At 66.1% G+C, this 11,320-nt stretch carries 12 protein-coding genes; 6 read left to right on the plus strand and 6 right to left on the minus strand.

Annotated elements, in window-relative coordinates; translation table 11 throughout:
• Positions 1–39 precede the first annotated feature (39 nt).
• The gene (locus BVE01S_RS05845) at positions 40–1,416 is read left to right on the plus strand and encodes a S41 family peptidase (RefSeq protein WP_066625380.1); all 1,377 of its coding nucleotides are present in this window, start codon (positions 40–42) and stop codon (positions 1,414–1,416) included.
• A 40-nt stretch (positions 1,417–1,456) separates the two neighbouring features.
• Here the strand turns inward: BVE01S_RS05845 and BVE01S_RS05850 are convergent, their stop codons facing one another.
• Positions 1,457–2,629, minus strand: a complete 1,173-nt coding sequence (locus BVE01S_RS05850; protein WP_066625383.1) for a carboxynorspermidine decarboxylase — start codon at positions 2,627–2,629, stop codon at positions 1,457–1,459.
• A gap of 13 nt (positions 2,630–2,642) precedes the next feature.
• Positions 2,643–3,848 (minus strand): saccharopine dehydrogenase family protein, encoded by a 1,206-nt coding sequence (locus BVE01S_RS05855; RefSeq protein WP_066625386.1) that lies wholly within the window; start codon positions 3,846–3,848, stop codon positions 2,643–2,645.
• A 392-nt stretch (positions 3,849–4,240) separates the two neighbouring features.
• Between BVE01S_RS05855 and ffh the strand changes: the two genes are divergently transcribed.
• The 3 genes from ffh to rimM all read left to right on the plus strand — a co-directional run bounded on the left by ffh (position 4,241) and on the right by rimM (position 6,955).
• Complete coding sequence (ffh, locus tag BVE01S_RS05860) at positions 4,241–5,782, plus strand: signal recognition particle protein (protein ID WP_066625389.1); 1,542 nt, start codon at positions 4,241–4,243, stop codon at positions 5,780–5,782.
• 24 nt (positions 5,783–5,806) lie between these two features.
• Positions 5,807–6,358: a 30S ribosomal protein S16 gene (gene rpsP / locus BVE01S_RS05865; protein ID WP_066625392.1), complete on the plus strand. Its 552-nt coding sequence runs from the start codon at positions 5,807–5,809 to the stop codon at positions 6,356–6,358.
• A gap of 69 nt (positions 6,359–6,427) precedes the next feature.
• Positions 6,428–6,955 carry a ribosome maturation factor RimM gene (gene rimM / locus BVE01S_RS05870; RefSeq protein ID WP_066625394.1) on the plus strand — a complete coding sequence of 176 codons (528 nt, stop codon included), beginning with the start codon at positions 6,428–6,430 and terminating at the stop codon, positions 6,953–6,955.
• Between the two features lie 12 nt (positions 6,956–6,967).
• On the opposite strand, the gene BVE01S_RS16510 is transcribed toward rimM, so the two are convergent.
• The gene (locus tag BVE01S_RS16510) at positions 6,968–7,141 is read right to left on the minus strand and encodes a YegP family protein (protein ID WP_084375307.1); all 174 of its coding nucleotides are present in this window, start codon (positions 7,139–7,141) and stop codon (positions 6,968–6,970) included.
• A 159-nt stretch (positions 7,142–7,300) separates the two neighbouring features.
• On the opposite strand from BVE01S_RS16510, the gene BVE01S_RS05875 reads away from it, so the two are divergent.
• Together BVE01S_RS05875 and BVE01S_RS05880 are read left to right on the plus strand one after the other, a co-directional pair.
• A complete protein-coding gene (locus BVE01S_RS05875; RefSeq protein ID WP_066625396.1) occupies positions 7,301–8,017 on the plus strand; it encodes a glutathione S-transferase N-terminal domain-containing protein in 717 nt (238 codons plus the stop codon).
• A 57-nt stretch (positions 8,018–8,074) separates the two neighbouring features.
• On the plus strand, positions 8,075–8,470 hold the full coding sequence (locus BVE01S_RS05880; RefSeq protein WP_066625398.1) for a DUF3597 family protein: 396 nt from the start codon (positions 8,075–8,077) through the stop codon (positions 8,468–8,470).
• Between the two features lie 14 nt (positions 8,471–8,484).
• Here BVE01S_RS05880 and BVE01S_RS05885 read toward each other — a convergent pair whose 3' ends face one another.
• The 3 genes from BVE01S_RS05885 to BVE01S_RS05895 all read right to left on the minus strand — a co-directional run.
• Complete coding sequence (locus BVE01S_RS05885; protein WP_244878359.1) at positions 8,485–9,669, minus strand: benzoate/H(+) symporter BenE family transporter; 1,185 nt, start codon at positions 9,667–9,669, stop codon at positions 8,485–8,487.
• Positions 9,670–9,727: 58 nt separating this feature from the next.
• Positions 9,728–10,525, minus strand: coding sequence for an enoyl-ACP reductase FabI (locus tag BVE01S_RS05890; protein ID WP_169802112.1), 798 nt, complete (start codon positions 10,523–10,525; stop codon positions 9,728–9,730).
• Between the two features lie 101 nt (positions 10,526–10,626).
• The coding region (locus tag BVE01S_RS05895; protein WP_066625402.1) for a UTP--glucose-1-phosphate uridylyltransferase at positions 10,627–11,320 on the minus strand (694 nt) is incomplete at its 5' end.

Below are 11,320 nucleotides of genomic sequence, written 5' to 3' on the forward strand. Positions count from 1 at the left end.
CGGGCGCCCACAGTGATCGGCCCGACCGAAAGAGACCGAATGCGTAAACTGCTCCTCGTCGGCTGCGCCGCTCTGGTGCTCGGCGGATCCGCCGCTGCTGTCAGCAGCCAGACCCCGCGAAACGAAACTTTCCGCATGCTGGAGCTGTTCGGCGACGTGGTCGGCATCGTCGAGCAGGCCTACGTCGTCCCGGTCGACAACAAGAAGCTGATCGAGGCCGCGCTGGCCGGCATGATGACGGCGCTGGACCCGCACTCCAACTATCTGCCGCCCTCCAACTACGACGACCTGCGCGAGCGCACCGAGGGCCAGTATTCGGGCGTCGGCCTGACCATCAGCGCCGACGGCGGCATGGTGAAGGTCATCTCGCCGATGGACGACAGCCCCGCCGCCAAGGCCGGGGTCCAGGCGGGCGACGTGATCTCTTCGATCGAGGGCCAGAACGCGGCGGGCCTGACGGTCAGCCAGGTGTCCGAAAAGCTGCGCGGCGCCGTGGGCACCAGCGTGAAGGTGACCTTCCTGCGCGACGGTTCAGACCCGCTGGAAGTGACCCTGACCCGCGAGGTCATCAAGGTTCAGTCGGTCACCGGCCGTGTCGAGGGCGACTTTGGTTATCTGCGCGTCTCGACCTTCAACGAGAACACCGGCCGCGAGCTGAACGAGGCCATCGCCAAGATCAAGGCCGAGAAGCCAGGCGTGAAGGGCTATGTCTTGGACCTGCGCAACAACGGCGGCGGCCTGCTGAACGCCGCCATCGACGTCTCCGACGCTTTTCTGGAACGCGGCGAGATCGTCAGCCAGCGGGGCCGCAAGCCTGAGCAGATCCAGCGTTATTCCGCCAAGCCCGGCGACATCACTGGCGGCCTGCCGCTGGTCGTCCTGGTCAACTACGGCTCGGCCTCGGCGTCGGAAATCGTCGCCGGCGCCCTGAAGGATCATCAGCGCGCGACCATCGTGGGCCTGACCAGCTTCGGCAAGGGTTCGGTCCAGACCGTGATCCCGCTGCGTCAGGGCCAGGACGGCGCCTTGTCGATCACGACTGCGCGCTACTACACCCCCTCGGGCGCCTCGATTCAGAAGATCGGCATCGAGCCGGATCTGGAAGTCGCCCGCAACGAGGCCGAGGCCCGCATCGTCTCGCGCTCCAGCTTCATCTATTCCGAGGCCGCCTACGCCACGGCCCTGGACGCCTCCATCGGCGCCGAGCGCAAGGGTCCGCACACCCCGCGCGAAGCCCCGGGCGAAAAGTTCGACAAGGACAAGGACTATCAGCTTCAGCGCGCGCTGGACGTCCTGCGCGCCGGCGGCGACCTGTCGAAACTGTCGGCCCCGCCCGAAGGCATCGTCGTCACCGAACCCGGCTCGACGCCCAAGCCCGACGCCGAGCCGGCGGCGGACGAGCCGAAAGAAGAATAGGTCAGGGAAGGGCGGCGCGAGCCGCCCTTTTTCTTTGCGATCAGGACAGGCGGTCGCGGAAGGCCGAATAGTCGAACGCACGCACCGTTCTCAGCGCATCCGTCTCCGAGTTCCACAGCACGATGGACGGCAGCGGTACGCCGTTGAAGGTATTGGTCTTCACCATCGAATAGTGGGCCTGGTCCAGAAACGCGATCCGCGTCCCCGGCGTCGGCCGTTCGGCGAAGACGTAGTCTCCGATGATGTCCCCGGCCAGGCACGACGGACCGCCCAGTCGCACCGTCACCCCATGTTCGGGTTCTTGCAGCAGCGCGGGGCGATAGGGCGCCTCGATCACATCCGGCATATGGCAGGTGGCGGAGATGTCGGTGATGCCGATGGGCATGCCGTTGTCGAAGACGTCCAGCACCTCGCCGATCAGTATGCCGGCGTCCAGCGCCACGGCCTCGCCCGGCTCCAGATAGACCTGAACCCCGTGCCTGGCCTGCAGATCGCGCACGAAGGCGATCAGATCGTCGGTCTGATAGTCGGCGCGGGTGATGTGGTGCCCCCCGCCCAGGTTCAGCCATTTGATCCTGCCCAGCAGCGGCGAAAGCTTGGGCTCCACCGCCGCCCAGATGCGCGACAGGGGCTGGAAATCCTGCTCGCACAGCGCATGGATATGCAAACCGTCGACGCCGATCAGATGTTCGGCGGTCAGTTGCGACACCGGAAAGCCCAGGCGCGAACAGGGCTGGGCCGGGTCGTATTTGGCGACCTCGCCTTCGGAATGTTCAGGGTTCAGCCTCAGGCCGATCTCAAACACCTGCCCTTCAGCCCGCGCCTTGGCGATCAGGTCGGCGAAACGGGCGATCTGGGCCGGGTTGTTGAAGATGACGTGATCCGACAGACGCAGGATCTCGGGCAGGTCCTGCGCCGTATAGGCCGGCGAATAGGTGGTGAGCTCGCCCTTGTAGAACTCGCGCGCCAGCCGCGCCTCCCACAGACCCGAGGCGCAGACCCCATCGAGGTATTCGCCGACCACATCGGCCAGCGACCACATCGAAAACGCCTTCAGCGCCAGAAGCACGCGCGCCTCCGCCCCGTCGCGCACGCCCTTTAGCACGGACAGATTGCGACGGATGGCCGCCTCGTCCACCACGAAGGCGGGCGAGGCGACGCGGTTCAGGTCGAAATGCGCAAAGGCGCCCGGATCGCCGGCCTGGGTCTGCATTCAGTGGGTCCGATCAGAAGTCCAGAGGGGCGTCCAGGTCCTGAACCTTCCACGGCAGGCCGTGCTTGTTCAGCATGTCCATGAAGGGATCGGGGTCCAGCTGCTCCATGTTGAACACGCCGTCGCCCTTCCACTGGCCCGTCACCATCAGGGCCGCGCCGATCATGGCCGGCACGCCGGTGGTGTAGCTGACGGCCTGGTTGCCGGTCTCGGCATAGGCCTCTTCGTGGTCGCAGATGTTGTTGACGTAGACCGTCTTCTTGACCCCGTCCTTCAGGCCGGTGGCGATGACGCCGATGTTGGTCTTGCCCTTGGTGATCGGACCCAGCGAGGCCGGCTCTGGCAGCAAGGCCTTCAGGAACTCGATCGGAATGATCTCGCGGCCCTGGAACTGCATCGGCTCGATCGAGGTCATGCCGATGTTTTCCAGCACTTCGAGGTGCTTCAGATAGCTGTCGCCGAACGTCATCCAGAAGCGGATGCGCTTGATCTCGGGATAGAATTTCGCCAGCGATTCCAGCTCCTCATGGTACATGAGGTACATGTTCTTCTGACCCACGCCCTCGAAGTCGAAGGTCTGTTTGTGGCTCAGCGCCGGGCCTTCGACCCACTGGCCATTCTCCCAGTGACGCGAGTTCGCCGTCACTTCGCGCAGGTTGATCTCGGGGTTGAAGTTGGTCGCAAAAGGCAGGCCGGTGTCGCCGCCGTTGCAGTCCAGGATGTCCAGCGTCTCGATGGAATCCAGCAGGTGCTTCTTGATGTAGGTGGTGAAGACCGAGGTCACGCCGGGGTCGAAGCCCGAACCCAGCAGAGCCATCAGGCCGGCGTCCTTGAATCGGTCCTGATAGGCCCACTGCCACTTGTATTCGAACTTGGCCTCGTCGCGCGGCTCGTAGTTGGCGGTGTCCAGATAGTCGACGTCGGCGGCCAGGCAGGCGTCCATGATCGACAGGTCCTGATAGGGCAGGGCCAGGTTCACGACCAGTTCGGGCTGCACCTTCTGGATCAGCGCCGTGGTCGCCGCCACGTCGTCGGCGTCGATGGCCGCCGTGTCGATGTCGACGCCGAAGCGCGACTTCACGGACTGGGCGATCGCATCGCACTTGGACTTGGTGCGGCTCGCCAGGGTGATATGCGAGAAGATGTCCGCGTTCATCGCCATCTTGTGGACGGCCACCGAACTGACGCCGCCCGCGCCGATAACCAGCACCTTGCTCATCTGTGCTTCTCCCGAAGTCTGAAACCCTGGCGACAGCGCCGCCCCTATAAAGGGCGCGGCTCTTAGCACGATGATGACAATCCGCTAAATCCCTGCGCCGATATTGGCTGTTATAGCGTGACCGGATCGCTCCGGTTGCCTTTGTAAGGTTTTTCCGCCATAAGCCGCCGCTTCCGACGCAAGTGAACCTGCGTCTCCACCGGGACGACAGCTTTTTTGTCGTGCTAACGCGCTCCGCGCTACTTGAGCACAGCCCATTCGGGCTCAAGTAGGCCGCAAGGCCGATAGCCCGCAAAAGAGAACGAGCCCGGCGAGAACCCTCCGCCGACGTGATCGTCGCCGGGGGCCGTTGTCGTATGGAGCCGTTTCACCTGCGCCACACGAGGTAGTGAATGTTCGAGGCTCTGAACGAGCGGCTGACAGGCGTCTTCGACCGGATCACCGGGCGCGGCGCCCTGTCCGAAAAGGATGTCGCCGAGGCGATGCGCGAAGTGCGCGTGGCCCTGCTCGAGGCCGACGTCGCCCTTCCGGTCGTCAAGGAATTCATCGCCTTCGCCACCGAGCGCGCGACCGGCGAAGAGGTCATCCGTTCGGTCAAGCCGGCCGATCAGGTGGTCAAGATCGTCTATGACGGCCTGATCGAGATGCTGGGCGGCGAAGAGCCGGTCCCGCTGAACACCAACGCCAACCCGCCCGCCGTGGTGCTGATGGCCGGCCTTCAGGGCTCGGGCAAGACCACGACCTCGGCCAAGCTGGCGCTGCGCCTGACCAAGTTCGATCGCAAGAAGGTCATGATGGCCTCGCTGGACACGCGTCGTCCGGCCGCGATGGAGCAACTGGCCACCCTGGGCAAGCAGATCGAGGTCGCCACCCTGCCGATCGTGGCGGGCGAGAGCGCGGTCCAGATCACGCGCCGGGCGCTGCAATCGGCCAAGCTTCAGGGCTTCGACGTCCTGATCCTGGACACCGCCGGCCGCATCACCCTGGACGAAGGGCTGATGAACGAGGTGGCCGAGGTCGCCGACATCGCCAAGCCCGTCGAGACCCTGCTGGTCGCCGACAGCCTGACCGGCCAGGACGCGGTGCGCACCGCCAAGGCCTTCCACGAGCGCCTGCCCCTGACCGGCCTGGTCTTGACCCGCGCCGACGGCGACGGTCGCGGCGGCGCCATGCTGTCGATGCGCGCCGTCACCGGCCTGCCGATCAAATATCTGGGCGCCGGCGAAAAGGTCGATGCGCTGGACGTGTTCGACGCCCGTCGCGTCGCCGGCCGCATCTTGGGCCAGGGCGATATCGTCGCCCTGGTCGAAAAGGCCAGCCAGGATCTGGACCAGGCCAAGGCCGAGAAGATGGCCCGCAAACTGGCCAAGGGTCAGTTCGATCTGGATGACCTGGCCGGTCAGCTTCAGCAGATGAAGCGGATGGGCGGGCTTCAGGGCATCATGGGAATGCTGCCCGGCGTGGCCAAGATGAAGGGTCAGATGGCCGAGAGCGGCATCGACGACCGCATGATCCTGCGTCAGGAAGCCATCATCTCCTCGATGACCAAGGCCGAGCGCAAAAAGCCCGACCTACTGAACGCCTCGCGCAAGAAGCGCATCGCCGCCGGCGCCGGCGTCGATGTGCAGGACGTGAACCGGGTTCTGAAGCAGCACCGCCAGATGGCCGATGTGGTCAAGTCGATGGCGCGCGGCGGACCCAAGAAGATGCAGCAGATGGCCGCCATGCTGGGCGGCCTCGGCGGCGGCGGCGGCATGGCCGGAATGGGCGGCGGAGGCCCCGACATGGCCCGTCTCAAGGCGCTGGGCGGCGGCAAGATGGCCGAACCCTCCGCCGACGATCTGAAAGCCATCCAGGACCGGCTCGCCGGACTGGGCGGCGGACAACGTCCGGGAGGTCTTCCTGGCCTGCCGGGCTTCCCTCCCAAGAAATAACGACTTCGTAGAAAGAGACCTGAAATGCTGAAGATTCGTCTGGCCCGCGGCGGCGCCAAGAAGCGCCCCTACTACCACATCGTCATCGCCGACTCGCACTCGCCGCGCGACGGCAAGTTCATCGAGAAGGTCGGCAGCTACAACCCGATGCTGCCCAAGGACGGTGCCCAACCGCGCGTCGCCCTGAAGATCGAGCGCATCGCCGAATGGCTCGGCAAGGGCGCCCAGCCGACCGACCGCGTCGCCCGCTTCCTGTCGCAGGACGAGACCCTGGGCCAGAAGGTCAAGTGGACGCAGTCGAACAACCCGAACAAGGGCGCTCCGGGCAAGAAGGCGCAAGAGCGCGCCGCCGAACGCGCCCAGCGCGAAGCCGACCGCCTGGAAGCCGAAGCCGCCGCCAAGGTCGAGGCCGCTGAAGCCGCCGCCCGCGCCAAGGAAGAGGCCGCCGCCGCCGCCGAAGCCGCCAAGAACGCTCCCGCTGCTGAAGAAGCGCCTGCCGAAGAGGCTCCGGCCGCTGACGCCGCCGCCGAGGAAGCCCCGGCTGCTGAAGCGACCGAGGAAAAGGCCGAAGGCTAAGCCTTTCGGTTTGACGATGATCAGGGCGGCGTCTTTCGACGCCGCCTTTTTCATGGGTTAAGAACACACATGACCACGGACAGCAGATTGATCCTCGTCGGCCAGGTCGGCGGCGGCTTCGGCGTGCGGGGCGAGGTGCGGGTGACCGCCTTCACCGCCGACCCCCTGGCCCTGACCGCCTATGGCCCTCTACTACGCGCCGATGGAACCGTGGCCTTGACCTTGACCTCGACGCGGCCCGACAAGAACGGCGTCGTCGGCCGGGCCAAGGAGATCGCCACAAAGGAACAGGCCGACACCCTGCGCGGCCTCAAACTGCACGTTCCCCGCGACCGGTTCCCCGAGCCGGACGAGGACGAATTCTACCTCGCCGACCTCTTGGGCGTTCAGGTCCGCGATACGGCGGGCGCCGTCATGGGCACGGTGAAATCGGTCCAGAACTTCGGCGCCGACGACATGCTGGAGATCGCGCCAGCCGCCGGCGGCCCGACCTGGTATCTGCCCTTCACCAAGGAAGCGACGCCGGAATTGCACTTGGCCGAGGGCTGGCTTCTGGCCGTGCCGCCGACCGAGGTGGGCGAGCGCGAGCCGGACTAGGCGTCTTTCACCCTATGCGTCTTCAATGGGCGCGTCGCCCACGTGCTTCTTGATCGACTCGATCGCCCGTTTGGCGCCCGACTTGTCTGCGTAGCCTTCGGTCGAAAAGATGACCTCGGAATTGTATTTGAAGCGAACGCGGTATTCGCCGGCCTTGTCCTGATAGACTTCGAACTTGTGCGCCATCGGGCGTTCCCCTGACTGCGACCGTCGATCGGTCACGGCCAAGCTGGCATCGCTAGCTGTACGGTTCCAGACACAAGGCCGGGATTAAATGGCGCCAGTGACTGTTGCGAAGCCTGCGGACCGCGCCAACATAAGGGCGGCAACCCGCAGAGGCCCGCCATGACCGACCTGTCCGCCTTCCCGATCACGCAACGCTGGCCGGTCCAGCATCCCGACCGCATCCAGCTGTATTCCCTGCCGACGCCCAACGGCGTGAAGGTCTCGATCATGCTGGAGGAGGTCGGCCTGGCCTACGAGCCGCACCTGATCGACATCACCAAGAACGAGACCTGGGGGCCGGAGTTTTTGTCTCTGAACCCCAACGGCAAGATCCCGGCCATCCTCGATCCGAACGGCCCCAACGGAAAGCCGCTGGCCCTATTCGAATCCGGCGCCATTCTGATCTATCTGGCGGAAAAGACCGGAAAGCTGCTCTCGGGCGACCCGGCGACCCGCTACGAGACGATCCAGTGGGTCATGTTCCAGATGGGCGCGATCGGCCCGATGTTCGGCCAGCTGGGCTTCTTCCACCGCTTCGCCGGCAAGGACTACGAGGACAAGCGCCCGCGCGACCGCTACGTCGCCGAAAGCCGCCGCCTGCTCGGCGTGCTGGAGACGCGGCTCGCCAATGACGGGGGAGAGCCCCGCGACTGGCTTGTCGGCGACTATTCCATCGCGGATGTCGCCACCCTGGGCTGGGTCCGCAACCTGATCGGCTTCTACGAAGCGGGCGAAATCGTCGGCTTCGCCGACTTCCCGCGCGTCGCCGCCTGGCTGGAGCGTGGCCTGGCGCGCCCCGCCGTCCAGCGCGGCCTCAGCATCCCGGCACGCGACTGATCTGAACTTCGCCCCGTCGGTCGCGTTGTCTGCTCACAACCAACAGGAGCGCGACCGATGGGCATCTTCTCTTCGATCTGGAACAAGATCACGGGCCACAAGCCGAAGGCGGCCCCCGTTCCGCCGCCGGCCTCGACCGCTGGAATTCCGGCTCCCAACGCTGCGCCGGCCCCGACCGCCGCGCCGGCCCTGCCGCCCGTCGATGTCGAGGCGGTGCTCAGCGATCTCGCGGCGTCCAAGGGCGGCGGCGGCAACTGGCGCACCTCGATCGTCGACCTGCTGAAGCTGCTGGACCTGGATTCCAGCCTGGCCGCCCGGAAGGAACTGGCCGAGGAACTGAACGTCCACGCTGGCGAGCACGGCTCGGCCGAACAGAATATCGCCCTGTCCAAGGCCGTCTGGAAGAAGCTGGCCGAAAACGGCGGTCACGTCCCGGCCTCGCTGCGCGACTAGCCCCCTGAGCTGGATCAGGCCGTCGGTCTGATCCAGCGCATCGCGGCCAGCGCCGCAAACCCAACGACCAGACCCCAGAAGGCCGATCCGACGCCGAACAGGGTCAGGCCCGAAGCCGTCGCCGCAAACGTCAGCACGGCCGCCTCGCGCGATCCGACATCCATCATCATGTTGTGCAGCGCGCCGGTCAGCGGCGCGATCAGCGCCAGCCCTGTTACTGCCGCCAGCACGGCTGGCGGCATGGCGATGAACAGCCCGGCCAGCGGCGCGGCGAACAGAGCCACGACCAGATAAAGACCGCCGTAGATCACGCCCACGATCCAGCGCTTGGCGGGATCGGGATGGGCGTCCGGCCCGGTGCAGATCGCCGCCGTAATGGCCGCCAGATTGACCCCATGCCCGCCGAACGGCGCGATCAGCAGGCTGGCGACGCCGGTCGACAAGATTAACCGGTTTGCGGGCGGCGGATAGCCGGCGCTCTGCAGCACCACCAGCCCGGGCAGGTTCTGCGCCGCCAGCGTCACCAGAAACAACGGAAAGCCTAGGCTGACCGCCGCCTTCCAATCGAAGACGGGCGCGACCGGCTCCAGATGGCCGAACAGGCCGGTCCCGGCGGGCAGGGCCAACTGCCCCCGCATCGCCAGCACCGCAAAAGCCGCCGCCAGCACGCCGGGCAAGGCCCAGGTCGGCCACAGCCGTCTGAAGATCAGGAACACCGCGATCAGCCCGATGACGAGGGCCGTCTCTTCCGGCACGACCTTGAACAGTCTCAGCACGAAGGGCAGCAGCACCCCCGCCAGCATGGCCGAGGCGATGGCCGCCGGTACCCGCGCCGCCAGCCCTCCCAGCGCCGGGATCAGGCCGGTCAGGATCATCAGCAGGGCGGCGAAGACGAAGGCGCCGATCGCCGTCGGCCAGGACAGCCCCAGGGTCGAGGCCGCCAGCAGGGCCGCCCCCGGCGTGGACCAGGCCAAAACGATGGGAATTTTCAGCCGCCAGCTCAGCAAGGCGCCAGGCGCCCCGATGCCCAGGCACAGGGCGGTAACCATTGACCCGATCTGGCCCGCGTCCGCGCCCAAGGCTTGGCCCGCCTGAACGACCAAGGCGACCGTCCCGCCAAACCCGATCACCGTCGCCACGGCGGCGGACGAAAAGGCCGAGGCGGACAGGGTGCGCATGGAAAAGGCCGGAGCAGTCATGCCCCGGCCTTAAACCGTCGTCTTGGATGGCGGAAGGCTGGGATCCAGCCCTCCTTGATCAGCCCTCGATGTCTTCCGGCAGGCCCACGGCATGGAAGCCGGCATCGACGTGGACGACTTCGCCCGTGGTCGAACGGCCCAGGTCCGAACACAGCCACAGGGCCGCGCCCGCGACGCCCTCCATCGAGGTCTCTTCCTTGATCAGCGAGAACTGCGCCGACTTGGAGTGCAGGCCGCGCCCGCCCGAGATGCCGGCCAGCGACAGGGTGCGCATGGCCCCGGCCGAGATGGCGTTGACGCGGATGTTCTTGGGACCCAGGTCACGCGCGATATAGCGGGTCGCGGCTTCCAGTGCGGCCTTGGCGACGCCCATGGTGTTGTAGTTTGGAATGACCCGCTCGGACCCCAGATAGGTGAGGGTGATCAGGCTGCCGCCGTTCGGCATCAGCTTGGCCGCGCGCTTTGACACGTCCACGAAGCTAAAGGCCGAGATGTTCATGGCCAGAAGGAAGCTGTCGCGCGTGGTGTTGTCGACGAAGCTGCCCTTCAACTCGTCCTTGTTGGCGAACGCCACCGAATGGACGACGAAGTCGATCGTGCCGAAGGTCTTTTCCAGTTCGGCGAAGGCCGCATCCATCGAGGCGTCGTCGGTGACGTCGGCCGGGATCAGCAGCTTTGCGCCGACGCTTTCCGCCAGCGGACGCACGCGGCGCTCCAGGCTCTCGCCCAGATAGGTGAAGGCCAGCTCGGCGCCCTGGGCGGCCAGCTGCGAGGCGATGCCCCAGGCGATGGAGCTGGAGTTCGCCACGCCCATGATCAGGCCCTTCTTGCCCTTCATGAGGTCGCCGGTCGGCATGTCCCAGCCTTCGGAAGTCGCCATGGTTCGTCTCCTGATGATTTGCGCGGAGGGTTAGCAGGGGCGGGCGTAAACCGGAACCCCCGCCGCCTTCCCTTGGGTCAGAGCAGACCCGCGATCGCCTCACGAGCGGCGTCGCCCAGGTCGGGGCGTTTCAGGGCCAGGGCGACGTTGGCGCGCAGCAGGCCGATCTTGTCGCCGCAGTCGTGGGTGACGCCCGCGTATTCGACGGCGGTGAAGCTCTGGTCCGCCATCAGTCGCGCCATGGCGTCGGTCAGTTGAATCTCGCCGCCCGCGCCCTTTTCCTGCGTCGCCAACAGGTCGAAGATCTCCGGCTGCAGGATGTAACGGCCCGAGATCGACAGGTTGGACGGCGCGGTTCCAGCCGCGGGTTTTTCGACCATGCCCTTCATGACGATGCGCGATCCGTCGCGGCTGACCGGATCGACGATGCCGTACTTGTGGGTCTGATCTTCGGGGACGGATTCCACGCCGATGATGTTGCCGCCGGTCTCGGCATAAACCTCGGCCAACTGCTTTAGAGCGCCGGGCTGAGAGTCCACGATGACGTCGGGCAGGATGACGGCGAACGGCTCGTAGCCGATGATGTCGCGCGCGCACCAGACGGCGTGGCCCAAGCCCTTGGGCTGCATCTGGCGGGTGAAGCTCATCTCCCCGGCCGAGGCCAGTTCGGCGTTCATCATCTCCAAGATGTCAGTCTTGCCCTTGGCCAGAAGCTGGGCTTCCAGCTCGATCTGGTGGTCGAAATAGTCCTCGATGGCGCCCTTGGAGCGA

This window comes from Brevundimonas vesicularis NBRC 12165 (assembly GCF_001592205.1).
In the GTDB taxonomy this organism is placed as follows: Bacteria; Pseudomonadota; Alphaproteobacteria; order Caulobacterales; family Caulobacteraceae; genus Brevundimonas; species Brevundimonas vesicularis.